We start from the raw sequence: 25,300 nt of genomic DNA on the forward strand, positions 1-25,300 counted from the left end.
CAATCAGCCACCGATGTAATACATCTCGATCTTACGCAACGGCTGCTCGCCGTTCTTGAGCGAGGAGCGGATCTCGCTGTAACGATCGCCGCGCTTCAGCCAGGTGTTCGAGATCAGCTGGCCCAACTCGGCATCCGACGCGCCTTCGCGCAGGGGTGCGCGCAAGTCGACGCCGGAGCGTGCGAACAAACAAGTATAGAACACGCCTTCAGACGACAATCGCGCCCGCGTGCAGTCACCGCAGAATGGATTGGTGATCGAGGAAATGAACCCGACCTCACCCAGTCCATCGTCGAACGCGTAACGCTCGGCAACCTCGCCGCGATAATTCGGATCGACCGGGTGCAGCGGCCAGCGTTGAGCAATACGTTCGACCAGTTCGCGCGAGGGAACGACGCGCTCCAGGCTCCAGTGATTGCGATTGCCCACATCCATATATTCGATGAAGCGCACGATCACGCCAGTGCCGCGGAAGCGCTCGATCAGATCGATCGCAGTGTGATCGTTCAGGCCGCGCTCGATCACCGAGTTGATCTTGATCGGCGCGAGCCCGGCTTCCTGCGCGGCGCGAATGCCATCGAGCACGCGATCCAGGTCGCCCATGCCGCCGCTCATCTGCTTGAAGATGGTCGGATCCAGCGTGTCGAGGCTGACCGTGATGCGATTCAACCCATTGGCTTTCAACTCGACGGCATGCTGGGCGAGCAGCACTCCGTTCGTCGTCAAAGCGACGTCCTCCACGCCTTCGATGGCGGTGAGATCGCCGATCAAATCGGCCAGGTTCGAACGCAGCAGCGGCTCGCCGCCGGTGAGGCGCACTTTCTTCACGCCAATATCGACGAACAATCGGGTCAGCCGCGCGATCTCTTCGAACGACAGCCGCTCATTCGACTTCAGGAAGCGATAGTTCTCATGGAACGTTTCCTTCGGCATGCAATACGGGCAGCGGAAGTTGCAGCGGTCCATCACCGAGATCCGCAGGTCGTGCAGCGGCCGACCCAGCGTATCGTGCGGGCGGAGCTTCACGGGCAGTTCTGTGACGGTGGGTGGCATGCAGCTACCAGCGAAAAAGAGGCAACGACGCGTCTTCCATAACGACCCGTGGACCGGGCGGCAGTTCCACGAAGCCTACGGTGCCGAGCAGCGAGGTGAAATCGCCGGAACCCCGTGTCGGATGCGGCAAGGCGCATTGCCCCGCGACGTTTCGTGTGAGCGTCACTGGCAAAAACACCGCCAGCGGCGGCTTGACTTCGTAGCTTTGGGCAAGCGAAATGGTTTCAACAGCCATGGCCGTGGCGCCTTGGGCCGCCTGCAGCCCCGGCAGGACATAGCGCGTCAGGCAAACCAGCGTCGAGACCGGATTGCCAGGCAACGCGTACACGGTTTGTCCGCCGCTGCCTACGCCGAACCACAGCGGTTTGCCCGGGCGCTGCGCGACCTTGTGGAAGATCATGCGCACGCCGAGTTCCTGCAGGACCTGCGGAACATAGTCGAAGCGACCCATCGAGACGCCGCCGCTCAGGATCATTACTTCGTTGGAGGCGAGATGAGATCGCAGGCGCTCGCGCAGCTTGGGCAGATCGTCCGGCACATGATCGTGCGAGAGCGCGGAATAGCCGTGTTGTCGCAGAGAGGCGAGCACTGCATAGACGTTGGAGCGCGAGATCTGCCAATCCTGCAGCGGTTGGCCGGGCTCGACCAGTTCGTCGCCGGTTGAGATGACGACGATGCGCGGCGGCTTCGCGACCAACGCATGCGTTTGCCCGTTCGAGGCGATCACGGCAACTTCGGCGGGGCCGAGCCGACAGCCCGACGGTAGTAACAAATCGCCGCGACGGGAATCGATGCCCCGAGCGTGTACGTTCACGTTGCGCACCGGAGCGGGGGCGTCGTCGCGGAGTTGAGCGATGCCGTCGCTCACGTCGATGTTCTCGACCGGCACGACGCAATCGCAGCCGATCGGGAGCATTGCGCCGGTCATTACTTCGATGCAGTCAGTGGGGGCGGGCAACGTCAGTGGCGGTGCACCCGCGGCCTGAGTACCGGCGATCCTGAAACTATTCCGGCCGCCCTGCCAGCTCTCGAACGAGAACGCGATGCCATCCATCGTGACCCGGTCGAACGGCGGCTGGTCGCGGGTAGAAGTGATCGACTCGCGCAGCACCGCGCCCGACAACGCGGCCAAGGGCAAATGCACGGCCGGCAGCTGCGTCGCATGCTGACGGATCGCGGCTTCGGCTTCGGCGGGTGAGGGCAGGCGGCTGGACACGGGGAAAGTGTGTCACGAGCCACCCGGACGCGCTATATCCGATCGGAAATCGCGCACGATCGTGCAATCTCGGGCCAGTCGTGGGCTAGAGCGACCCCAGGTACATGGACGTACCCGCCGCTACAGGCGGCGAGTCGTATGAAAGACGCGGGATGGGCAGCCTGAGTCCGTGGTCCCACATCCGCGCGTAAGCAGGGAAACTGATCCGTAGCCTCCCGATGGAGCGGCTGATTCGCTCCATTCCCTGGCCTTTGGCCTGCTTCGCCGTTGGCACATCAATCCAGCGGCGCTGCAAGCGCCCAGCTTCGTCGATTCGATCGGGCGTCCTGCCCAGGGATGTGCCTGGCTGTTCGTCCGTGTCGGCCCGCTGAGCAGGCCAACCTGAAGAAACTGTCTGTCTTAGCCGCGAGCCTTGAAGACGCGCACCTGCTCGTTGAACAGCTTGGCCTTGGCCTGCAGTTCGTCGATGGCGGCGTTGTGCTTCTTGGTCTGCATGGTCTTCAGCTGCATCAGCTGCGCCGTGCCGGCGGCCTTGCTCTTGGTCTCCTCTTCGAGGCAGGCGCCGAACGCGTTCACTTCCTCGTTGTAGGCTTTGAAAGCCTGCATGGCGGCGACCATTTCCGGCTCGGAGGCCGTCTTGCCGTCGGGAATGCTAGCCGGGGGCTTCGGGAAGGCGCATTCGGCCTGGGCGGTAGCCACGCCAAAGGCGAGGGCGAAGGCAGCGCCGATGGTGAGCAACTTGCGATTCATTACTTGTCTCCAGCTGATCCGTGAGCGTGAGCCGTTGTAACGGCGGACACAGCGGGCATCGGCCCTACGAGCGTTCGCTTAAGGGCCGATCTCTCAGTACCTCGTACAACTGCGACGGCGGTCGCACAGATTCGAGGGGTCTGATGGAAAACGTGAAATGGATCGCCGGGCGGCGCGGGCGGGGGGCACGGCGCTTTCACATAAGCACCGTGCCCGGATACGTCAAATCAGCTCTTCTTTTCGCGGGCCTTGAACACTTTCACCTGCTCGTTGAAGCGGGCGGCGGTGGACTCCAGCTCCTCGACCGCAGCGTTGTGACGCTTGGTGTGGATGGCCTTGATCTGCTCGACCTGGTCGGCCGGCGCCTCGGGGCCGGCGGCCTCGATGCGCGTGTTCATTTCGGTTTCCAGGCAGTTCAAATAGGTCGTGACTGCGCTGTTGTATTCCTTGATGGCCTTCATGCCGCCGACCATTTCGTCCTGGGTTGCGGTAGCGCCGTCGGGCAGGCCGGTCGGCGACTTGGGATAAGAGCAGTCTGCGCTTGCGGTGGCGGCCGCGAGGCTGGTCAGCAGCGTGACGCTAATAATGGTTTTGATCATGACGAATCCTCTAGCGGCTTTCCGAATACGCCAGCATCTTAAGGCGCGCCCGCGCCGCTTGGCTATGCTCAAAACGTCGACGATCTGCAGACGCACCGGCCGGGCCGTTTGCACGACTCCTCTATACTGTCGCGCATGATGCTCACCGCCGCCGAGGTGGACGCCGTCCGCCTGAGCCTGTCGATCGCCCTGCGCAGCGTGCTGTTCAGCCTGCCGCTGGCGATCCTCGTGGCCTGGCTGCTGACCCGGCGGAAGTTCCGCGGCGGGCTGTTGCTCGATGCTTTTGTGCATTTGCCGTTGGTGCTGCCGCCCGTCGTGGTTGGCTACTTGCTGTTGTTGTTGTTTGGAATGCGCGGGCCCATCGGCGGTTGGCTATATGCGAACTTCGGCATCCAGCTCGTCTTTACCAGCGCAGGTGCGGCGCTGGCCACTGCGGTCATGAGTTTTCCGTTGATGGTGCGGGCCATTCGCATCTCGCTGGAGGGTGTCGATGCCGGCCTGGAAGATGCGGCGCGCACGCTTGGCGCGGGTGCCTTGGATCGATTCTTCACGGTGACGCTGCCGTTGATGTTGCCCGGCATTCTCGCCGGCGCGGTTACGGCGTTTTCAGCGGGGCTCGGCGAGTTCGGTGCGGTCATCACGTTCGTTTCAAACATTCCCGGCGAGACGCGCACGCTGCCGTTGGCCCTGTACACCGCGCTGCAGACGCCCGGGGGCGACGCAGTGGCGGCCCGTCTGGCGGCGGTGTCCTTCTCGCTCGGTCTGATCGGATTGCTCGCGGCTGAATTCATCGCGCGCCGCGTGCGCCGGATGTTGGGAAGGTAGCGCGCCGCATGTTCAGTATCCGCGCCAAGAAGCGCCGCGATGGCTTCGTGCTCGATGTGGACATCGAAGTTTCGGCGCCCGGCGTCGTTGCGCTGTTCGGTCGCTCCGGTTGCGGCAAGACGACACTGGTCAACGTCATTGCGGGCCTGCTGGCGGCGGATGAAGCGCACATCGTGATCGACGGCTGGGCGCTCGATAAGAACGGCAAATCGCTGCTGGCCGAGCATCGGGGCATCGGCTACGTGTTTCAGGATGCGCGATTGTTCCCGCACTTTGATGTGATGGGGAACCTGCGCTATGGCGAGAAGCGGGCGAAGTCACATCGCGATGCGCCGCGCATCACGCTCGAGGTGGTCGCGCCGTTGCTCGGGCTCGAGCCGTTGCTGACGAGGCGAGTACATCAGTTGTCCGGCGGTGAACGCCAGCGCGTCGCGTTGGGGCGGGCGCTACTGACCAACCCACGTCTGCTGATTCTCGATGAGCCGTTGGCGTCGCTCGATGCCGCGCGCCGTGAGGAAGTGCTGCCGTATCTGGAAAAGCTGCGCGACGAGCTGGCGATTCCCATGATCTATGTCAGTCATCAGTTCGAAGAAGTGCTGAGACTCGCGACGCACGTCGTGTTGATGGAGAAAGGGAAGGTTCTGTCGCAGGGCTCTCTGGATGAGCTCAGCTTGCATCCGGAGTTACGCGCCATCGTCGGGCCGGAAGCCGTGGGCGCAGTCATTCACGGCCTGGTTGAATCGGTCGATGGCGGGACGGGCCTTGCGAATATTCGAGTCGGCAACAACGTGCTGCGAATCCACTTGCGAGAGGCGCGAGCGGGCGCTCACATCCGCGCACAACTGCTGGCGCGAGATATCATTCTCGCGACTACTCGACCCGATAATCTCAGCGTTCGAAACATCATGACCGGCACGATCGCGCGGATCGTTCCGGACGATGAGAATACGCAGCTGGTCTACGTCGATATCGGCGGCGCGTCGATTCTGTCGCGCGTAACCGGGGCCGCGTCGGTTGCCCTCGGCCTGCGCGCTGGATTGCAGGTGTGGGCGCTGGTGAAGTCAGTTTCGATTCGGGGACATGCGTTCGTTGAAGCCGCACCGAGGCAGCAGCCGGCCCTTTAGGTTCAGGACTTCATTATCAGTTTGCTGCCGCGCCGCTGCTCAGGATCGTGAAGCCTGCTTTGGTGAAGATGGCGCGGGCTGCGTCGCTGCGCAGGAACTTCAGGAAGGAGTTCGTCTCGGGCGAGGCGCTGGTCGTTGCCGCGACCGGATAAGTGATGGGTGCATGCGATGACTCGGGAAACAGATCGACGATTTGTACCTGCGGTTCGACGGCAGCGTCCGTCGCATACACGATGCCGAGCGGCGCTTCGCCGCGGGCCACATACATCAATGCGACGCGAACGTTGTCTGCTCGCACGAGGCGAGGCTCGATCGCAGACCACAGATCAAGATTGCCGAGCGCGGCCTTGGCGTACTTGCCGACCGGCACCGAGTCCGGATCCCCGGTGGACAGCCGGCCGTTCCGGCCGAGCACTGCAAGCAAGGGCGCGCCTTTCTGTAACTTCAATCTGACTCTGCTGTCCTTCGGCGCGATCAGCGCCAGGCGATTGCCGAGTAGGTCGCTGCGCGTTTCGGCCTTGATGAGTTTGCGCTCCTGCAGATAGTTCATCCAATCCTGGTCGGCGGACAGGAACGCGTCGGCCTGTGCGCCCGATTCGATCTGCTTGGCCAACGCGGAGCTGGCGGCAAACGAGAACTTCACCGGCACGTTGGATTGCTTGGTGTACAACGGCCCGGCCTGCTGCAAGACATCGGTCAGTGATGCCGCGGCGAACACCAACAGGGGTTCGCGCTGCCTTTCGGCTGGCGTGGCGGTCTGGGTCAGCAGCAGGGTTGCGATGAGCAGATGCGCCAGGGTTTTGATCATGGTGCCACCACGAGTGCTGCCGGTGCTTGGATCGCGATCGTCGCTGCGCTACTTTCGCGCTTCGCCCGGGGAGACCAACGATGAGCCGGCTCAAGATTACGTTGCGTGTGGATTTCGATTCCGACCATGCCATCGGACCGGGCAAGGTGGCGCTGCTCGAGAAGATGCGAGATTCCGGCTCGCTGTCGCAGGCAGCTCGCGAGCTGGACATGAGCTATCGCCGCGCCTGGCAATTGCTCACCAGCCTCAATCAGACCTTCCGTGAGCCTCTCGTCCTGACGAGCACAGGCGGCACCGGCGGCGGAGGCACGACGCTGACCAAGTTCGGCGAATCCGTCGTCGCGGCGTATCGGCAATTCGAAAAAGAGACCAACACTCGCGCCGAGAAGTACTTCGGCTCCATGCTCAAGACCGTGAGCGTTCAGCGCGAAGGCACGCGCCGCTCCATCACTCGCACACAACGCTCGCCAGCCGCGGCAGCGGCCAAGCGCGCGGCGTCTCGTTGATGGAGCTGCGTTCACTTGTTCAATAGTCCAGCTTGAGCTTCTTCCAGCCACGCCGAGCGAGATGTCGGCGCGATATCCCTGAGGATATAACGGGGGTGGAGGGTGGCGCTATGTCCGATACTTCATATCGCGTTCGGCGGCGCATCGGTGCGCCCAGTCCAATCGCACTGTCCTCTTCCGTAGCCCAACCTCTACAGCGCCGGCAACTTCAGCGCCTCAGCAATCCTCTCCCACGGCACCAGCTTGAAGTTCTGTGCCGCCGCCGGCGACGTGTTCTTCCCATCCTGCGCGACAAACACGCCATGCGGGAACGCGGAGCCAAGCGACGCGCTGGTTACATCGATGCCATCGGTATCGCTCGTCCCATCGATGCCTGCCGGACTTGGCACGATGGCGAATTTGCCGATGAACTTGTTGTCGCCGTCGCGGTGATACACGTTGTATTCATTCGAACCCTGGCTCGAGACGAGCAGATATCCGCTGGTTCCGGAGCCGTAGAAAATCGCCACACCTTCGGCGTCATCGGTCAGATTGCCGTTGGCAACCGTGTCGACGGATGTACGATCGCTCCCGCCGCCCGGCGCAGCGGAGTAGCGCCAGAGCCCGACGTCTTCTTCGGCGATATATAGAACGCCGGTCCCATCATCCGCGGCACAACCTTCGGCTTGGGAGCCAACGCCGAACTCGCGAACCAATCGAGCGCCAACTCGCTCGCCGCGAGCTTCGAGTTGCCATTGTTTGTAGCGACCGGAGTCGCCGTCGTTGGCGAATACGAAGTACTCGCCGGCAGCGCTGCGGTACATGCAAAGCCCGTAGGGATCGGCCATGCCCGTGGGAATCTTCCCGTCGGCAACATTGCTCAAGCGCCCGTTGGCATCGACGGCGTAGAGCGCCAACGTTTGGTCAGTACGATTCGTCGCCGCGACGATGGCGACCGGCTGGCCAGCAACGACGAACCCATAACGAAGATCGACATTGTTCATCCGGCCATCCGGCAGCGACTGCACCCGCTTGCCTGCCAGGTCGTAAAGGTCCAGTCCGTTCTTCTTATCGGTGCCGATGATCAAGCTGCGAGACGGGTCGGTGGGGTGCACCCAGATGGCTGGATCGTCGGCGGCGTCGTTGGCGCTGGCGACGGGCTCGGTCTCGACCGAGGCGAAGACGGGCTTTGCAGCTTTGGACGGCAGGCCATTGTCCTGGGTGATGCCGCAGCCGGCGAGCAGGGTGAGCGAGAGCAGGCAAGGTAGCGAACGTTGCATTCAATGACTCCGCCGACGTGTCGTGCGTCGGTCTTACAGTTGAAACCCAATCCTAGCGGGCGTGTATTGCGATTCTTCTACGTCGTTGCACCCAGTCTATAGACGGGCGGCTGACGGCTGCCTGTCAGGTCGCGTCAGCGAGAAATCAGTTTCGTCACAGCGAAGTCATCTTCATCGGATCGGCAATTCCCGCGCCTTCTGCACCGTGCGCAGCGCGAAGCTCGAATGGACCCGCGCCACGCCGGGCAGCCGGGTGAGGTGCTTGCTGTGGAGGCGTTCGAAGTCGGCGGTGTCCGCGACGACGACGCGGACGAAGAAGTCATAGTCCCCGGTCATCAGGTAGCACTCCATCACCTCGGGAATCTTGCGCACGGCCTCCTCGAATTTGCGCAGGTCGGTTTCGTCCTGCCGGTCGAGTGTGATGTTGACGAACACGTTGACCGGGCAGCCGACCTTCTGCTGGCTGATCAGCGCCGTGTAGCCCTCGATCACACCCGATTCCTCGAGTTGCCGGATGCGTCGCAGGCAGGCGGATTCCGACATGTTGACGCGTTCGGCGAGCGCGCTGTTCGGGATCCGGCCTTCGTGCTGCAGCGCCTGAAGGATGGCGCGATCGAAGCGGTCGAATTTCATGGCGCAAGAATCCGTCAGGATTTCCAGGAGGTGCCGCAGAGTCTGCCACAAATGCGCTGGAAAGCGCCTGATTGGGGCGATTTCGTGCGCCGGCGCGGCTCTACATTTTTTAGCGTCGTCGCCCTCAACGAGGTCTTATGCGTATCGGCGTCCCGAAAGAGATCAAGAATCACGAATATCGCGTCGGTCTGGTGCCTGCGGGCGTTCGAGAGCTGGTGGCGTCGGGCCATCAAGTGATCGTGCAGAGTACGGCCGGTGCGGGAATCGGGGTCGAGGATGCGGCCTATGCCGCCGCGGGCGCCAAGATCGTGGCGACCGCGAAGGACGTGTTCGACGGGGCCGAGATGGTGGTGAAGGTCAAGGAGCCGCAACTGGTCGAGTGCCAGATGCTGCGTCCGGGGCAGGCCCTGTTTACGTATTTGCACCTGGCCGCCGACCCTGCGCAGGCGAATGCGCTGATGGCGTCGGGCGCGACGGCCATCGCTTATGAAACAGTCACTGCGGCCAATGGTTCGCTGCCGCTGCTCACGCCGATGAGCGAAGTGGCGGGGCGCATGTCGGTGCAGGTTGGAGCGTCGTCGTTACAGAAGGCGAATGGTGGATTGGGTGTGTTGCTCGGCGGCGTGCCGGGCACCGCGCCGGCAAATGTCGTGGTGCTGGGCGGTGGCGTGTCGGGCACGGCCGCTGCGGAAATTGCAGTCGGCATGCGTGCTGACGTGACTGTGGTCGATCGCTCGCTCAGGCGTTTGCGTGAGCTGGATGCGCTATTCGCAGGTCGTTTGAAGACGATGGCCTCGACCGCCGAAGCCATCGAATCGTTGGTGATCCAAGCGGATCTCGTCATCGGTGCGGTGCTGGTGGTTGGAGCTGCCGCGCCGAAGCTCGTGACACGTGCGATGGTGAGCAAGATGAAGAAGGGCGCGGTGATGGTGGATATCTCCATCGACCAGGGCGGCTGCTTCGAGACCAGCCGGCCGACTACGCATGCCGATCCGACGTTCGTCGTCGATGGCGTCGTTCACTACTGCGTTACCAACATGCCCGGCGCCGTGCCGCGTACGTCGACGTTTGCGTTGACCAACGCAACGTTACCCTATGTGAAACAACTAGCCGATCTTGGCGTCGAGCAAGCACTGGCCGCCGATCCGCACCTGGCGGCGGGCTTGAATGTTCATGCGGGCGCCATTACCTGTGAAGCAGTGGCTCGCGATTTGAAACTGGCGTATCAGCCGTATCGTGTCGCCGCCTGACGTACTTTCGAACAAGTGTGAACGCTCGGTGAGCGTGGTTACATAGCCAGCGTTGACACCCAGATCCCCCTGTTGAGCCCGCTGTATGGCGGGCTTTTTTTTGGCGGACTATTGAGCAGCGCCGCGCAGTTCGACGACGCGTTGTCGCAGATCCTGCACGTCAGCCCGCTCGGCGGGCACCGGTTCTCCCACTTTCAACGTGATCTTCGCCAGGAAGCGGCGCGGCCAGCGCTTCCACACTTGTTTGTACTTGCGCGAGAGCATCGAGTCCCACAGCCCCGACAGCGACAGGGGCACGACCGGCACTGGTGTTTCTTTCAGGATGCGCATCATCCCGGCGCGGAACTCGCCGATCTCGCCGTCGGGCGTGAGTCGGCCCTCGGGGAAGATACAAACCAGATTGCCATCGCGCAGCTCGGCGGCCACCAGCTGAAACGCGCGCTCGTACACTTCAGGATTTTCCTTCTGCGGCGCCACCGGAATGGCTTTCATGCCACGGAAGAGGGTGCTCAGCACCGGGATCTTGAAGATACTGCTTTCCATGATGAAACGGATCGGCCGCGGACACGCCGCCGAGATCACGATGGCATCGGCAAAGCCGACGTGATTGCAGATCAGCAGGGCCGGGCCTTCCTCCGGAATGTTATCGATGCCGCGGCGGTCGAGGCGATACACGAAGTGGATCAGCAGCCAGGCAATGAAACGCAACAGGAACTCGGGCACCAGGCTGTAGATGTAAATAGCGACGAACGCATTCAGCACGCCCGTCAGCAGCAGCAATTGAGGAATTGTCAGGCCAGCATTGAGGGCGACGGCCGCGAGTCCGGCGGCGACCACCATGAACACTGCGTTGAGAATGCTATTCGCGCCAATGACGCGTGACATGATTTCGCGACGCGTGCGCTGCTGCACCATCGCGTACAGCGGCACGATGAACAAGCCGCCGAACAGCCCGATCAACGCCATGTCCATGAGCACGCGCCACGAGCCGGCGGTGTGGATGAAATCGCGAGCCGACAAGTTGTTGCCAGCGATCGCAGGGGTCGCGAAATACAAATCGACCGCGAATACCGTCAGGCCGATCGAACCGAACGGCACCAGGCCGATTTCCACTTTGCGTCCTGACAGGCGCTCGCACAACAACGAACCGATGCCGACGCCGGCGGAGAACATCACGAGCAGCAAAGTAACGACTTCTTCGCTGCCGCCGAGCACGTCTTTGGTATATAGCGGCAGCTGCGCTAGCACGACTGCGCCGTAGAACCAGAACCATGAGATGCCAAGGATGGAAAGAAACACGGTGCGCGACTCACCAGCAGCGCGCAGGTTTTCCCAGGTCGAGGTCCACGGGCGCCAGTCGATCTTCAGCGTTGGCGCGGCCGGTTGCAGTTTCGGGATTGCGAGGCTGCTTAGAAAACCCAGCGCTGCAATGGCGATGAGCGTCGTTATGATCAGCGCGATTCCGCCGTGCGCAGCGAGCAGGCCCGCGGCGAGTGTGCCCAGCACGATCGCCACGAATGTGCCCATCTCGACCATCGCGTTGCCACCAACCAGCTCCGAATCACGCAGCACTTCGGGCAACAAGCCGTATTTGGCCGGCGCGAAAAAAGTGGAGTGCACGCCCATCAGGAATAGCGCGCTGAGCAATACCTCGATGCTGTGCGTGGCGAAGCCGAAGCCGGCAATCGCCATGATGGCGATTTCGGCGGCCTTCACGAACTTCAACACACGCGCCTTGTCGTAACGGTCCGCCAGTTGTCCGGCCATTCCGGAGAACAGCACGAACGGCAGGATGAACAGTCCGGCCGCGATATTGGTCAGCAACGCAGGGGCCAACTGCGTATAGCTCGCGGCCTGGTAGGTCGCGAGGATAACGAGCGTGTTCTTGTAGACATTGTCGTTGAACGCGCCGAGCGCCTGGGCCCCGAAGAACGGCAGAAAACGGCGTTGGACCAGTAGTTGGAATTGTGATTGTTCGGCCATTCGCTCATCCGTTGGTGCGATTGGCCGGCATCCTACACTTTCACGGAACTGCTGCGCCCGGCCACGGTCGAAATCCGTGACCCCCTGCTGTAACCTCGATCCCCTTATGAGCCCACCTATGGTGGGCTTTTGTTTTTGGGCATGCTTTAACCCACTTGATCCGCCCGCATAGAGTAGCGATGCCGACCATTACGCCCCTCAATAAAGCCCTGATCCTGGTCAACCTCGCAGTGTTCGGCCTGCAATATCTACTGGGCGGCGGGCTGCTCGACGTGCTGTTCCCGTTATGGCCTCCGCAAGCAGCGCAGTATGGCTACCCGAGCTTCCATCTGTGGCAGCTGCTGACCTATGGGTTCATGCACGGCGGGTTCATGCACCTGTTCCTCAACATGTTCGCGCTGTACATGTTCGGCTCGGATATCGAACGGCTGTTCGGCTCGCGCCGCTACCTGGCCTACTACCTGCTGTGCGTGATCGGTGCAGCCCTGATGCATCTCGTCGTTGTCGCCGTTGCGAAGCTTCCGCCGCTGCCCACGGTCGGCGCATCGGGCGGAGTCTTCGGCTTGCTGCTCGCATTCGGCATGGCGTTTCCGAGGCGCACGCTGATGCTCATTTTCCCGCCCATTCCCATGCCGGCGTGGCTGTTCGTCACGCTGTACGGCATCTTCGAGCTGGTGATGGGTGTGACCCAGACCGCATCGGGTGTGGCTCACTTCGCGCACTTGGGCGGCATGGCCACCGGCTTCGTCATCATTCGTTACTGGCAGGCGCAACGACGCAGACGCTCCTGACGATAAAACCATCGTCGGGTTGGGAGTGCTCAGCCGGCGTCGCGCTGCCTGGCGGACGTTTGTTGGGAAGGGATTCCGTCTGGGGACGGCGCGGCTTCTATCGCGCGGTCCTCGTCGTCCGGTTCGGGGGCGACGTACATTTCCACCACGACGGCCGTGCCGACCGCGAACAACATCGCTCCGGCGATGACGGCAATCATGAGCTCTTGCAGGAACTCAGGGATGCTCACCAGGATGGCAATGTAGCCACCCATGACGAACACTCCCATTCCGATGGGGATGGAGTAGTAGCTCCGTACCTGCCGTGCCACCGGCAGTACAGAGATGCCGCGAAGCAAAGCTGAGAGCGCGATCAAGCCGAAGATGCCGATTCCCATCGCGGGGATGGCCGCAACCGAGGCAGGCAGCCACACGATGCAGCCCACCAGAGCCAGCGCCATATAGATAATTTTTCGAGTGCGCAGGGGCATCGCCACAACCCCGACTCAGATCGGCTTGCGATACGCGCCAATGACTTCGATAAGTCCGACGATGTTGTCGTTGAGCTGCTCCAGTTCCTCGGCGGGAACCCACCACTCGGTGTGATAGGAGCCGCCGACTTGCTGGATCTCATATCTTTCCATGAAGGAGCGTCGGACCTCGAATCTGGTGACATAGCCCACCGCGTCGTCCTTCACGTTCCAGCGGCTGGCGATCTCAATCGCGTACTGCTCGTTCGTGACCGGATAAAAGATCGGCTGCTCCGGCAGCCGCGGCGGCCAGCGCCGAAAGCCGCTGTCCTTCAGCAATTGCAATTCTCTGGGGCCGACGGGGCGGTAGAGAGCGACGGCGTCTGCCATGTTCACGCTTCGACTTTGGTGCAGCGTCCGTAGATGGCGTTCGGTCCCACCCAGCCGTTGATGAAGCCGCGATTGTTGCCGATCTGGAAGCGCTGGCCCTGAATGGCTTTGACCAGGTGCAAGTACTCGCTGCCATTGACCTTGCACAGGACGATGTCGCCCACCTCGAGGGTGGCAACATCGAGCACCGGCTCGACCGTGCATAGCTGGCCCGATTCGATCTTGCCGGTCATCGAGTGACCGCGCGGTCGGAACGAGACGATGTCGCCCGCCTTCAGTTTCGCAATATGCGCTGTAGCCCAACCCATTCGTTCTTCTTGCGTTCCTTCTGGTGATTCCGCGCAAGGATACATCGCATCTGCGCCAGCCTTCAAAGCTCGCCCAGCATGTCGCCTCGATAGGTGATGTGCACTTTGTTGCCATCGGGATCGCGAAGGTAAGCGCCGTAATAGCCCTTGCCATAGTGGAGGCGCTCGCCCGGTAGGCCTTCGTCCGTGCCGCCGGCGGCCATGCCGCCGCGATAAGCCTCGTCGACTGCAGCCGGGCTCGGGGCCATGAAGGCGACCATGGTGCCATTGCCGGCATTCGCTTCCTGTCTGTTGAATGGCAAAGTGACATAGAACCGAGGCAGAGTACGATCGGGCGAAACCCAGCACGCGCAGTCCGGGCCGCCGTCGGGAACGACTTGTCGACGCTTCAAACCGATGGGAAGAAGCACGGCGTCGTAGAACGCTTCCGCGCGAGGCAGGTCGCGGGTGCCGAGATGGATGTGACTGAACATGGCGCGAGCCTCTTGCTGCTTCCGAGTGTCAGATATCCTGCCGAAAAACTCCTTTGCATTCCATGCCCGAAGCACCGCTGCTCACGTAGCTGTGGCATTGCAAAGGCTCAAAGTGCGTTTACTCGATCAGGAAGACTAAGGAGAGTTGCATGAACGCACGACGCTGGCGTCTGTGGGCTGTTGCAATACTGGCATCGGCGCTGGCGCTGCCGCTGCCGATTCAAGCGGCGACGACCGACTCGGCCGAGGCGGCGAATCGAGCTGTGGCTTCGGCGTTCGAGGCCGCATGGAACAGTCACGACATGAAAGCTTTCGGGAACCTTCTCACCGCGGACGTGGTCTGGATCAACGTCGATGCGGGCCGAGGCACGGGGCGAGAGATGGTCGAGGCCGGTCACGCGCGAGTTCACGCGAATAAGTTCAAGGACAGCGTGATCACGATAAAGAATGTCGAGGTCGCGCTGCTCAAGCCGGATGTAGCGTTAGTGTATGTAACGTGGGCCATTCGCGGCGACCGCGACAATGACGGCACTCCGCGGCAACCTCGAGAAGGTCTGTTCTCCTGGGTGACCGTCAAGCAGGGCGATGTCTGGAAGATTCGATCGAGTCACAATACCAACAAGAACGTAGTGCGCTGAAACGGACGAGGCGTTAACCGCAGACGACGCGCAGGTCGAGCCCTTCACCGACGCCGATGATGTCGTCGACTGTGAGCAATCCCATGCACGGCATGGCGCCACGAATCGATATCTCATCTCGCACCAGCTTGCGGGCCAGTGCAATGGCAGGGAAGCAGGGAATGAAAGGGCCGTGATCCTGATCCGCCAGCAGGAACCAGTTGCGCACGGCTGTCTCGCCGTTCAGGGCGACGCCACGAACGGTCACATGCATGGCGCTGCGTTTCGATCCGTAGCGTGCGAGGGCGCTGGCAGTCCGATGCAGCGCCGGCACCCAACTCTGCAGTGAGCCGAGCAATCCAATTCTCACCAGCCACGACGCGAGCCAGAGCCCGATCATGTTCGAGGCCGGATCGACGCCGGCGCGGAACTGCACGGTCTGCACCGGTCGATAGCGCTCAGGAAACAAATCGAGGTCGGGCACATCGCAGTTCGCGATCCAGCGGCCCTTGATGGGCGTCGGATACAAACGACGCGTCAGATCCTGCCAGCCGCGCACTTCTCGCCATTGTCCGTCGCGCCATTGATTGAACGGCTTGCCGGCGTAGGCGAGCACGCCATCCATCGTCGCCTTGCCCGGCGGTCTGGCGCCGGAGCTGATGCCGTGGTCGATGCTTTCGATCGATGCGAACTGCGCGCCGAGTGCGTCGACGACGGCGGAGGAAAGGGCCGGCACGGAGCTCGCGCCACTGACCACCAGAGTCCCGTTCAGCTTCGCTTCTGCGTCGAGCGCGGTGATTCCGCACACGAAGCCTCGTCCGTCGGCGAGGTCGATGTAATGCGCGCCGGCTGCGACACAGGCTTGGGGTATTGAATAGTCCTGTCCCTGGAACGGACCGGCAGTGTGAACGGCCAAGGCGGCGCCAACCTTGCGCAGCTCAGCCGTGAAGTCACCGGAGTGAGCATCGAGCCGAAGCGGCTCCACCGACCCGCCAATCTCTTGTGCGACGGCGGTCGCTCGCTTCAGGTCGCGCCCGGAAACAAACACACGAGTGTTCGGCTCACGCGCCAGCGCCGCGACGATGCGACGGCCGAAGTTTCCATACCCGCCGAGAACCACGACCGACTTCATAGCTCAGCTCAAAATCCATGGGGTTGGCCGACCTGCTCGACCAGCCAGCCCTTGTAGTGAACGATGAGACCGACGCCGCGCACGCTCGCACTGACATCGAAACCGTAGCGGCCGTCGTGAAGGGATTCGGTCGCCGCGCACTCCAGCAGCCAGGTCACCGGCAAAGGTAACAATGCCAGCCGCGCGCTGTACAACGACCAAACGATACGTTCCTGCTCTGCAGACAAAGTGAACGTGAGCACCAGCGGCCCAAGCCGCTCTTCCACTCGCTGCCTGCGACAGGTCAGGCGCGATTGCACGCGCTGACTGCCGAACTTTCGCAGCCAGTCTTCATTCGTGTCTGTGGCGTTAACGGCGACTTCGATGGGGACATCGTTTTGGGCGATGGGCAGTCCCGCGAGGCGGGCGATCGTTCTGGCAATCAGGCCGCCGCCGCGAATATCACATCGCCCGACGTACAACTTTGCGTGGCGAGCATCGTGAATGCTCTTGAGAGCGGGCGGGAGGCGCTCGAAAGCGGGGCCGAGAATTCTCGAGTACAGGGACGGTGCTGACATTGAGCGAAGGGCTGCGACAACTGCCACTGGTTCGCTGACAAGGGCTCATTATAGTGACTATCGCGATTGGAGAGGGCACGGCGATGCACAGATTGACCCGACGTGAGCTCATTCGAGCGGCAGCAGCGATCGGCGCGACGCTGGCTCTTCCGAGCGCCCATGGCGCCAAGCCTCGCGCGTGGCGTGAAGCGCCGGAAGTCTATGCGGAAGGCGTGGCATCAGGCGATCCGACCAGCGACAGCGTGCTGTTGTGGACACGCGTGTCAGCGCCGTCGAACGTTTCAGCGACGCCACTGACCGTTGAAGTTTCAGAAACGCCGACGTTCGAGCAACTGGTGACCAGCACGAACGTTCGGGCGCTCGCAGCAGCAGATCATACGTGCCGCGTTCTGGTCGCAGGGCTCGAGCCGTCGCACATCTATTGGTATCGATTCATCGACGAGCGCGGTCGAGGCAGTCGCATCGGGCGCACGCGAACAGCCGCGGCTCCGGACGATACGAATCCAGTCAAGTTCGCGTTCGTCAGCTGTCAGAATGTTTGCGAAGGTGCGCAGAACGCATATCGCCGGATGATCTTCGAAGACGAGCGCGCCGCGCCGGCGGAGCAGCTGGCGTTCGTGCTGCACCTGGGCGATTTCGTCTATGAGGTGATCGACTATCCGGAGGACGTGCCGGGCGGCCGTCGTTACGACCGGCGCATTCGTGACGTTGTGCGCTACCCGCAAGGCGAGAAGGTCGGGCGTTTTCACATTCCTGTGACGCTGGCCGATTATCGCACCGTGTATCGCGCCTACCTGCACGATCCTGACTTGCAGGCGGCGCGCGCCCGGTGGCCCTTCGTAGCCATGTGGGACAACCATGAGTTCTCGTGGATGGGCTGGCAATCGCAGCAGCGATTCGACCGGCAGAACCGTCCGGCGCAGACGCGTAAGGTCGCTGCGAATCAAACATGGTTCGAGTATCAGCCGGCGCGCGTGACGCGCCCCGGCCGCCCATCGCTGCAACAGTTCGAGGCGCCAGCGGTGAAAGACGTGCCGTTGAAAACATTCGATGCGCACGGCTTGAGCCAGGAACCCAACAACATTGCCGCCATCGACAGCCTGATCGGTTATCGGGCCTTGCAATGGGGCAAGCATCTCGAGCTCGTCATCACCGATCAGCACAGCTTCCGTTCGGAAGAGCCGACCAGCCGTCCCGAAGCTGCGGCGCTGGACGATGCCAATTTTCCAGAGCTGATTCCGCAGGAGATCATCGAGCGGCTGGATGCGGGCGACGGCGGGCGGCCACCGCAAACCATTCTGGGCCAGCGCCAGAAGCTATGGTTTCTGGAAACATTGCGGGCATCGAAACAAACCTGGAAGGTCTGGGGGAATTCGCTGGGCACGTTGGACTGGCGCGCCGATCCACAAAACCTTCCGTCAGGCGTGGGAGCGCGGTGGCTTGGGGCTGGCTACGCATGTTTCGGCGGCGGTGGCGATTACGGCACGGCGTATCGGGAACGCGCCGAGATCTACGATGCGATTCGGGATGCGGCGCTCACGAATTTCGTCACGGTCTCCGGCGATCGTCACAGCTTCTGGGCAGGGCTCGCCAGCAAAGCGTTGCCGCCGTCGCGCTTCGAGCCGGTCGGCGCGGCGTTCATCACGGGGTCGATCTCGGCTGCGGGACTGGTCGAAGCATTCGAGCATCGCTTTCCGAAAGATCATCCACTACGAGCGCTGTACGTCGCGGACCGCGCTGGCAAACCGCAGCCGACGGTGAACCTGCTGTTGCGTCATGGCGTGCTTGCTTGTCTCGAGTATGCCAAGAGCGGCGATCTTGAGGCGGCGCGTCGACTCTCCAATCCCGAGCTGGCTCCGCATCTGAAATTCCTCGACCTGGGCGGGCATGGCTACGCCACTCTGCGTGTTAGTGCCGAAAACGCCGAGTGTGAGTTCGTCTGTATTCCCAGGCCGATCGAACGGAGCGCCACCGACGACGGCGGTCCATTGCGCTATCGAGTCGTCCACAGCGTAACGCGCTGGAAGGCGGGCGAACGGCCAGTCCTGCAACAGCGTGTGGTCGAAGGCGATCCGGGATTGTCGCTGTAAAGAAGATCGGCATTTGTACGCATGGCTGGCCCGAGGGCTGCTATCTAGAGTTCAGTTGACCCAGCAATAGAAAACGTACTCAACCAGTGCCCAACGCACCCAGACGACTGGGTAAGCAACGGAATGACTTTTGGGAGGACGCCAGCTGCACCTGGCGTCGAGGAGAGAGTCATGAACGTAAGCGAGCACTGCTGTCGCGGTGTCATCTCTATCGCGGACACGGCCGATATCGTGACCGCTGCCCGCCTGATGCGGGACCAGCACGTGGGGTTGCTGGCCGTCTATCGTCAGGGTGACGATTCGCACCGGCTCACCGGCGTGCTGACCGATCGGGACATCGTCATGAATGTGACCGCCGCGGATCGCAATCCGCACACTGTCAGGGTTCAAGAAGTCATGAGCCGGCAGCCCATCCTGGCATACGAGCACGACGAGCTCCGAGATGTTCTGCAAGTCATGCGCCTGGCAGGCATTCGTCGGGTGCCGGTGGTGGATGCCAGCGGCGCGGCGGTCGGCATCATCGCGCTCGACGATGCGATCGAGTTGATCACCGGCTTGTTGTGCGATATTTCAGGATCGATCCGGAGCGAGCGCGATCACGAGTGGCGCGCGCACGCCTGATCGTCACTGCGCCTGTGAGTCGATGGCATTCAGCAGTTGCGCGGCTTCCGGCCGGTCGGGCTGTACCTGCTGCAATTCGCTCAACAAGGAACGTGCGGCCGCGCTGTCCTTGCCGGCAAGGGCGGCAGCCATGCGGACCAGCGGGTCATAAGCCGGGCGAAAACCCGGGCTGATGTGCAGCACTTCCAGCAGAGGCTCGCGCACTTGAGCCAGCATGTCGCGGACATCAGAGGTCGGGCGTACATCGCGGCCCGCTTCGATAAAGCGATCGCGAGCTGTCCAATACGCTTCGAGACGGTTGCTCCATTCCAAGTTGAGTTCGCCCGCCAGGATTTCTTCTGGATTGATCTCGACGTCGCCTAACAACTCCAGCAAGCGTTCGCGCGGCGTCGACACAGGTGAGTAAGTGATCGTCGGTGCGCGATACGCGACGATGGGACGATCGTCGGTGTTGAGCGGCGCCGCGCCGGCAAACGTCGTGAGTGAGTGCGGGCCGGCGAAGAAACTGCCGAGCAGCGCCAGATCGTCGGGGAAGCCGAAGCCTTCCACGTCATAGGAGTTTGCGGCGGACAGTTGCGCGCTCACTTGTTCGAGACTGAAGCGCTCGCCGTCACGACGTGCAATCAATCCGATGGTAGGTGTATCGAGGCTGAGCGTTGCCAGCACTGCCGAGGCGTTCGGATACACGGCCAGGAAAGATCGGACGATGCTGCGCAGAGTGTCGACGTCGAGCTGATGCAGTGGCAACCACTGACAGAACACGCCGCCTTCCGCCAGTCGTTGCCGCACGGCTTCAAAGTGCTCGACGGTATATAGAGAGGCGGATCCGCTGCGAGCCGGATGGAAGTTGTCGGCGACGATCACGTCGTACTGTTGCTCGCTCGTGCGAACGAAGCGTCGTGCGTCGGCGCTCATCGTGTGCAGGCGTGAGCGGTCGGCTGCTTCGGGGTACGAGCTCTCGAAGTGCTGAGCCGCGTCGATCACTTCTGGCACCAGCTCGACGACATCGACCTGCAGCGACGGTTGTAGTGTCGCCGAGGACGCGGTCAGCCCCGTGCCGAGGCCGAGAAACAAGGCACGCTTCGAGTTCGGATGAAGGAGGACAGGGAGCAGCGCTTGGCGCGCGTCCGCGAGGAGGGTGGCGCTGCTGCCTTCCTGTTGTCGATTATTGATGTGCAGGGTCGCGACGCCGGACTTGTCCTCGATCACGGTCACGCTGGCCATCACGCCTTCGGAGTAACTCACCAATCGGCCGCCGCGCGGAATGTGTGTGTTGTGTAGCGACGGGCTCCAGATGACGCTGGCAGCGGTGACGCCAATCACCAACCACTGTGCAGGCTTTGACCATGCGGGACGTGCGACTAGCAATAAGTAGCCGACAGAGATCAGGAGCAAAGCCGGTTTCAGCCCCAGCACAGGCAGCAGCACCAGACCGAAGAGCAGAGGTGCGATGGCTGCGCCCACAGTGTTCACGCCGATGGCGTGGCCGAAGCTGATGCCGCCATCGCGAGCCTCGGTGCTGAGATGACTGAAGAGTGCGCCCATCACGAGGGTGGGCAGCAGGAACGCGATGATTGCCATGGCAACTTCGCCCGCCAGCGCCGATGCGACGCTCGGGCCGAAGGCGCCAATGAACGAGTTCTTTATTTCGTCTGCGCCGGCCAGGAGGAGCGTGCCGAGGAGGCAGGTGGCGGCGAGGACTTGTATAAGAGGAGTGAGCAGGCGATCGGAGGATATCTCGCCACTTCGCATCGGCTTGCTCGCCCGCCAACGACTGTATGCGGCTGCGCCGAGCGCCGTGCCGATCAAATAGACCGCGAGCAGCAGAGCGAACGTATAGACCGTGTTCTCCGCGACTTGGCTCAGCGCGCGGACGACGAGTACTTCATAGCCGATGCCGAGCAGACCGGTGGCAGCGAGCAACAGGAGAGTATGATTCGGTCCTCGCAAGATCCCGCTGCCCGGCGCGGGCGTCGCTGAGTCGCCGTTCGTTTGTAAACTCAGCGCCACTGCTGCGCAGACAAAGTTGAGAACGGCGCATGCGAGCGACGAGTGCGCCAATCCCAACTGCGGCACGAGCCAGAACGCCGCGGCAATCACCCCAACTACAGCGCCAGCCGTGTTGGCCGCATATAGAGCGCTGATCGAGATATTCCGAGCCGACGTCGTGGCGAACACACGCTCCATTGCCGGCAGCGTCGCGCCCATCGAGACAGTGGCAGGAAGGAGCAGCAGCGCCGTGCCGAAGAACGCGACGAACCAGTGCCATGTCGCCGAGGGTTGCGGACCGATCAACCCAAGCAGCGCACTCGACGCTGGCTCGAGCAAGGCCGCGAGCGTCAGGCTCCAGGCGCCAATGACAATCTCACATCCCGCGTACCACCGCGCCGGCCGTGCACTCCGATCAATACGCGAGCCGAGCGTCAACGCGCCGAGTGCCAGGCCACCGAAGAACGCAGCGACAACGGCAAGCACGGCCGCCGACTCATGACCGAGCCACGACGTACTCTGCTGAGTCCACACTACTTGATAGGCGAGGCCGGCAAAGCCGGACGCGACCATCAGCAAGCAAGCCAGCACGATCTGACGCGGGCGCCCTCGCTCGAGTGCGGTCGGTTCGGCAGCGCTCACAACTCGTTCAGCCACTGAACCCAATCTTGTATCCCCATGAGTCCAGCTGCGTCGGGATGGCGTTGAACGCCAGCGTGATGCGGCGCTCGCCTGGGTTGGGAGGCACGGCGTGCATGATGTAGCTGGGAAATAAAACGATATCGCCCGGCTCGGGCTGTGGGCTGACCCACTTCTCGGCGTTGTACGGACCCGTGACCACGCCCGCATGATCGTTCTTGAACGAGAACTCCGTGCCGCCCGGCGACTTCATGAATACGGTGCGCGAGTCCGGGTGCGTCGGCGTCAGGTAAGCGACGCCGGAGATGAAACTGTTGGCGTGGTTGTGCATGGCCTGGCGACCGCCGGTGTCGAGCAGGTTCACCCACATTTCCTTCAGTGACCAAGCCAGGCGCTCGCCGAACATCAATGCGCCGAACTCGCTCAGCATCGGCGTGATGACAGTGGCTGCGGTCACCAGCAGCGGGCTGTCGGATGGCTTGAGCATCGTCGTGTGCGACAGATTCGCCGAAGAATTGTTCGAGGTGCGCGCGTGCGCACTGAAGTGACTGACCAATCCATCGACCAGCCTGCGCTCCAACGCGCCGGGTATCCTCATGAAGGGCGTGGGGAAAAGGCCAATGACTTCGGGCGTAACAGACATTTCTGACGGCTGCTTCGATGGCTTCGCGCGGTTGCGCAACCTTCTATTGTAGGAAGCCGATTGCTACAGCTTCGTGACAGCGCCAACGACTTCAGTCGCAGATTCGATGCAAGGATCATCTATTGTTCACGATGTAGTCATATCAGCTCTCTACGCTCCGGGACTTCTCACAACACCCGACAGCTTGAAGGGAGCTTCGATACAAAATGTCAGTTGCAATCACCCGAAGCCAGATCGCGACCGCGGTCGCGGCGGTTCTCAGTGTGGCCACGATGGCCGCAGCATCAGCCAAGGATTCGGGCCATTCCGGTCGGGACGACGGCCCGCGCTCGAAGGGCCGCTACGAAACCGGTGACTTCCACAATCACACCACCTGCTCCGACGGCGCCATCTCGATGGAGAAGCTGGTCAAGAAGTCGACCGACAAACAGGACACGCCCTGGGGTCTGGACTGGTTCGTGCAGGCCGGCCACGGCGGCAGCGGCAACCGCAATTGCACGCTCGTCGAAGACGCATCGCTGAGCACGCCGGCGTATCCGTATGTCGAAGGCTTCGGCCCGACGACGACTTGGGCGAACAGCATCGGTGCGGCCGCCGTGAAGGGCAACACGGGTTCTTCCGATGGCAGCTCGACCACTGCGCTCGCGTCGCAGGCGAATCCCAGCATGTGGCGCTGGCAGTCGATCCAATCGGTTCAGTATCCGGTCACCGAATATCTGAGCGCCAAAAAGAACATTCCGGTGTTCATGGGCCTGGAGTCGGTCGTCGCCGGTCACGAGCACACCTCGATGTCCGTGGTTAGCGGCCAGGTCGTCGGCAAGAGCGGGAAAGTGGGCGCGGGCAGCTACGTGCCGGTCGGCGACGCCAACGCGCTCGCTCAGTGGTCGTACTGCTTCGATCGCGGCGACACCGACAACAGCCGCGGCGGCTCGAACAACTGGGATTGCTCGGTGCCCGGCATCGACTATTCCGGCAATCCGGATTGGAAGCCGAATGCGGCCAAGCTGTTTCCAGCCGGCGGTCCCGGCACCGGCGTGCGCGGTCACCTGAAGACCGTCGACGCGCTGAAGTGGATGGCCAGCTATCACCCGAACACCAGCTATTACGTGCCGGCGCACCTCGAGCGCGCTGGACCGTTCAACCCGGACGGCAACAACGGTTTCAACATCGAGCACCTGCGTAACTTCAACAACGCGGCGCCCAAGGTCGCGTTCGGCTTCGAGAGCCAGCCAGGTCACGGTGCTTCCGACAACCGCGGCGAGTACAGCCCTGATCGCAACAGCATCGGCGGCGTGCGCGTCGACAGCGTCGGCGGCACGACTTGGGGCGGCACCGGCGTTTATGCCGCTCAGGTCGGCGGCGTGTGGGACGCGCTGCTCGGTGACGGTCGCAACTGGTGGTTCTTCGCCAGCTCCGACTGGCACAACCGCGGCAGCTTCGCGCCGGACGATCGCCGTTCGACTCAGGACTTCTATCCTGGCGAATATCAGCGCGATTTCGTGATGGTGCATCGGGAGGAGGACTGCCGTGACGGGAACCATCGCCATGACAAGGACCGCGGCCGTGGTCATGATCATGACAAGCGCGACATTTCCCAGCCGAACGAGATCGTCGACGGTCTGCGCAGCGGCAACAGCTTTGCGGCTTCCGGTCAGCTGATCGATCGTCTGGCGTTCGTGGCCTGCTCCGATCGTCGCTTCAAAGACAATGACCGGCGCCATGGTCGGGATGACGGCGCGGCCGAGCTCGAAGCCATCGCGCTCGAAGCGGCAAAGAACGGCACTGACGTAAACATCAATGCCAACTGCGCAGGCATGGGCGAGAAGCTCCGCATCGACAAGAACGACGACGTGCTCGTGGCGATCGTGGTGCGCGATCCGTCCGGCAAGAACTATTCGCCGTACACCTTCGCGAACCCCTCGTTGCTCCAGATCAGCAAGACTCAGCCGTTGAACCAGCCCGAGCTGGATCACTTCGATGTGATCGGCGGCAAGGTGACCGGCATGAAGAAGCCGAGCTCGCCCGACTACTCCGGTCAGTGGCCGGACAACTGGGTCGACAATCCGGACATGAACACCGTGCCCGCAGGTGCGAAGAACACCACGGCCGGCATTCTGAAGACGTTCGGCAAAGGCACGTGGACCTCGAAAGGCGAGTACAAGGTGGCGTCGTTCCGTCTCTCCGGCGTGAAGGCTTCGCAGTACCTGCGTCTGCGCGGCACCAATCTGCCAGCCTCCGTGCCTTACGAGACCGATGCGGACGGCAACCCGCTCGCGGACATCTACACGAATGCGAGCAATGCCTCGAAGCTGACCATTCCTTGCACGGCCAGGATGACCACGACGATTCCGGCCGACACGGTCTACACCGGCACCAGCATCGACGGCTGCCCGGATCACATGGCGCGCGTTCCGGCCGTCACGGGTCAGCAGTACGTCAGCTATGACGTGGCTGCCTGGGCCGATCTGTGGTTCTACAGCAACCCGGTCTTCATCGAAGTGAAGAACGGCATCCGGGTCGCTGGCGTGAAGTAATACTTCCGTTATCGAGGAGCCTCGAACGCCGCGCGGCGACGCGCGGCGTTCATTTGTTTCT

At 62.3% G+C, this 25,300-nt stretch carries 25 protein-coding genes; 9 read left to right on the top strand and 16 right to left on the bottom strand.

The genetic code is table 11. The features are described 5' to 3' along the window. Positions 1 to 3: 3 nt before the first annotated feature. The 4 genes from moaA to EK373_RS26345 form a co-directional block, all read right to left on the bottom strand. Complete coding sequence (gene moaA / locus EK373_RS26330; RefSeq protein ID WP_129647482.1) at positions 4 to 1,053, bottom strand: GTP 3',8-cyclase MoaA; 1,050 nt, start codon at positions 1,051 to 1,053, stop codon at positions 4 to 6. Positions 1,054 to 1,057: 4 nt separating this feature from the next. Beyond that, a complete protein-coding gene (locus EK373_RS26335; RefSeq protein WP_129647483.1) occupies positions 1,058 to 2,269 on the bottom strand; it encodes a molybdopterin molybdotransferase MoeA in 1,212 nt (403 codons plus the stop codon). Positions 2,270 to 2,668: 399 nt separating this feature from the next. Beyond that, positions 2,669 to 3,019: a hypothetical protein gene (locus tag EK373_RS26340; protein WP_129647484.1), complete on the bottom strand. Its 351-nt coding sequence runs from the start codon at positions 3,017 to 3,019 to the stop codon at positions 2,669 to 2,671. Positions 3,020 to 3,246: 227 nt separating this feature from the next. After that, positions 3,247 to 3,618, bottom strand: a complete 372-nt coding sequence (locus EK373_RS26345) for a hypothetical protein (protein WP_129647485.1) — start codon at positions 3,616 to 3,618, stop codon at positions 3,247 to 3,249. 135 nt (positions 3,619 to 3,753) lie between these two features. Between EK373_RS26345 and modB the strand changes: the two genes are divergently transcribed. Next, positions 3,754 to 4,443 (top strand): molybdate ABC transporter permease subunit, encoded by a 690-nt coding sequence (modB, locus tag EK373_RS26350; RefSeq protein WP_129647486.1) that lies wholly within the window; start codon positions 3,754 to 3,756, stop codon positions 4,441 to 4,443. Between the two features lie 8 nt (positions 4,444 to 4,451). Beyond that, positions 4,452 to 5,567: a molybdenum ABC transporter ATP-binding protein gene (modC, locus tag EK373_RS26355; RefSeq protein WP_129647487.1), complete on the top strand. Its 1,116-nt coding sequence runs from the start codon at positions 4,452 to 4,454 to the stop codon at positions 5,565 to 5,567. Positions 5,568 to 5,583: 16 nt separating this feature from the next. On the opposite strand, the gene modA is transcribed toward modC, so the two are convergent. Next, positions 5,584 to 6,375 carry a molybdate ABC transporter substrate-binding protein gene (gene modA, locus EK373_RS26360; RefSeq protein ID WP_129647488.1) on the bottom strand — a complete coding sequence of 264 codons (792 nt, stop codon included), beginning with the start codon at positions 6,373 to 6,375 and terminating at the stop codon, positions 5,584 to 5,586. An 80-nt stretch (positions 6,376 to 6,455) separates the two neighbouring features. Here modA and EK373_RS26365 point away from each other — a divergent pair, with 80 nt between their 5' ends. After that, positions 6,456 to 6,881 carry a winged helix-turn-helix domain-containing protein gene (locus EK373_RS26365; RefSeq protein WP_129647489.1) on the top strand — a complete coding sequence of 142 codons (426 nt, stop codon included), beginning with the start codon at positions 6,456 to 6,458 and terminating at the stop codon, positions 6,879 to 6,881. Between the two features lie 191 nt (positions 6,882 to 7,072). On the opposite strand, the gene EK373_RS26370 is transcribed toward EK373_RS26365, so the two are convergent. Continuing rightward, complete coding sequence (locus EK373_RS26370; RefSeq protein ID WP_129647490.1) at positions 7,073 to 8,140, bottom strand: phytase; 1,068 nt, start codon at positions 8,138 to 8,140, stop codon at positions 7,073 to 7,075. 171 nt (positions 8,141 to 8,311) lie between these two features. Beyond that, positions 8,312 to 8,773: an Lrp/AsnC family transcriptional regulator gene (locus EK373_RS26375; protein WP_129647491.1), complete on the bottom strand. Its 462-nt coding sequence runs from the start codon at positions 8,771 to 8,773 to the stop codon at positions 8,312 to 8,314. Positions 8,774 to 8,910: 137 nt separating this feature from the next. Here EK373_RS26375 and ald point away from each other — a divergent pair, with 137 nt between their 5' ends. Next, positions 8,911 to 10,023 carry an alanine dehydrogenase gene (ald, locus tag EK373_RS26380; RefSeq protein WP_129647492.1) on the top strand — a complete coding sequence of 371 codons (1,113 nt, stop codon included), beginning with the start codon at positions 8,911 to 8,913 and terminating at the stop codon, positions 10,021 to 10,023. 108 nt (positions 10,024 to 10,131) lie between these two features. Here ald and EK373_RS26385 read toward each other — a convergent pair whose 3' ends face one another. Then, positions 10,132 to 12,006: an MFS transporter gene (locus tag EK373_RS26385; protein WP_129647493.1), complete on the bottom strand. Its 1,875-nt coding sequence runs from the start codon at positions 12,004 to 12,006 to the stop codon at positions 10,132 to 10,134. 179 nt (positions 12,007 to 12,185) lie between these two features. Between EK373_RS26385 and EK373_RS26390 the strand changes: the two genes are divergently transcribed. After that, complete coding sequence (locus EK373_RS26390) at positions 12,186 to 12,797, top strand: rhomboid family intramembrane serine protease (protein ID WP_129647494.1); 612 nt, start codon at positions 12,186 to 12,188, stop codon at positions 12,795 to 12,797. A 29-nt stretch (positions 12,798 to 12,826) separates the two neighbouring features. On the opposite strand, the gene EK373_RS26395 is transcribed toward EK373_RS26390, so the two are convergent. The 4 genes from EK373_RS26395 to EK373_RS26410 form a co-directional block, all read right to left on the bottom strand. Beyond that, positions 12,827 to 13,267: a hypothetical protein gene (locus tag EK373_RS26395; protein ID WP_129647495.1), complete on the bottom strand. Its 441-nt coding sequence runs from the start codon at positions 13,265 to 13,267 to the stop codon at positions 12,827 to 12,829. A 15-nt stretch (positions 13,268 to 13,282) separates the two neighbouring features. Beyond that, a complete protein-coding gene (locus EK373_RS26400) occupies positions 13,283 to 13,636 on the bottom strand; it encodes a hypothetical protein (protein WP_129647496.1) in 354 nt (117 codons plus the stop codon). Between the two features lie 2 nt (positions 13,637 to 13,638). Further along, positions 13,639 to 13,944, bottom strand: coding sequence for a S24/S26 family peptidase (locus EK373_RS26405; RefSeq protein WP_129647497.1), 306 nt, complete (start codon positions 13,942 to 13,944; stop codon positions 13,639 to 13,641). Positions 13,945 to 14,006: 62 nt separating this feature from the next. After that, positions 14,007 to 14,417, bottom strand: a complete 411-nt coding sequence (locus EK373_RS26410; RefSeq protein ID WP_129647498.1) for a VOC family protein — start codon at positions 14,415 to 14,417, stop codon at positions 14,007 to 14,009. 149 nt (positions 14,418 to 14,566) lie between these two features. On the opposite strand from EK373_RS26410, the gene EK373_RS26415 reads away from it, so the two are divergent. Further along, complete coding sequence (locus EK373_RS26415) at positions 14,567 to 15,055, top strand: SgcJ/EcaC family oxidoreductase (protein ID WP_129647499.1); 489 nt, start codon at positions 14,567 to 14,569, stop codon at positions 15,053 to 15,055. A gap of 13 nt (positions 15,056 to 15,068) precedes the next feature. Here EK373_RS26415 and EK373_RS26420 read toward each other — a convergent pair whose 3' ends face one another. Beyond that, complete coding sequence (locus EK373_RS26420) at positions 15,069 to 16,166, bottom strand: saccharopine dehydrogenase family protein (RefSeq protein ID WP_129647500.1); 1,098 nt, start codon at positions 16,164 to 16,166, stop codon at positions 15,069 to 15,071. 8 nt (positions 16,167 to 16,174) lie between these two features. Next, complete coding sequence (locus EK373_RS26425) at positions 16,175 to 16,723, bottom strand: DUF4166 domain-containing protein (RefSeq protein ID WP_129647501.1); 549 nt, start codon at positions 16,721 to 16,723, stop codon at positions 16,175 to 16,177. Between the two features lie 83 nt (positions 16,724 to 16,806). Between EK373_RS26425 and EK373_RS26430 the strand changes: the two genes are divergently transcribed. After that, positions 16,807 to 18,813: an alkaline phosphatase D family protein gene (locus tag EK373_RS26430; protein ID WP_129647502.1), complete on the top strand. Its 2,007-nt coding sequence runs from the start codon at positions 16,807 to 16,809 to the stop codon at positions 18,811 to 18,813. Between the two features lie 171 nt (positions 18,814 to 18,984). Beyond that, positions 18,985 to 19,434, top strand: coding sequence for a CBS domain-containing protein (locus EK373_RS26435; RefSeq protein WP_198683669.1), 450 nt, complete (start codon positions 18,985 to 18,987; stop codon positions 19,432 to 19,434). A gap of 3 nt (positions 19,435 to 19,437) precedes the next feature. Here EK373_RS26435 and EK373_RS26440 read toward each other — a convergent pair whose 3' ends face one another. After that, the gene (locus tag EK373_RS26440) at positions 19,438 to 22,080 is read right to left on the bottom strand and encodes a fused MFS/spermidine synthase (RefSeq protein WP_232831258.1); all 2,643 of its coding nucleotides are present in this window, start codon (positions 22,078 to 22,080) and stop codon (positions 19,438 to 19,440) included. Next, a complete protein-coding gene (locus EK373_RS26445) occupies positions 22,073 to 22,705 on the bottom strand; it encodes a putative 2OG-Fe(II) oxygenase (protein ID WP_129647504.1) in 633 nt (210 codons plus the stop codon). Before EK373_RS26445 ends, EK373_RS26440 begins: the two co-directional genes overlap by 8 nt. A 206-nt stretch (positions 22,706 to 22,911) precedes the next feature. Here EK373_RS26445 and EK373_RS26450 point away from each other — a divergent pair, with 206 nt between their 5' ends. Beyond that, complete coding sequence (locus tag EK373_RS26450; RefSeq protein ID WP_129647505.1) at positions 22,912 to 25,239, top strand: hypothetical protein; 2,328 nt, start codon at positions 22,912 to 22,914, stop codon at positions 25,237 to 25,239. The last annotated feature ends 61 nt before the right edge of the window (positions 25,240 to 25,300 follow it).

The organism is Peristeroidobacter agariperforans, assembly GCF_004138335.1.
GTDB lineage: Bacteria > Pseudomonadota > Gammaproteobacteria > Steroidobacterales > Steroidobacteraceae > Steroidobacter > Steroidobacter agariperforans.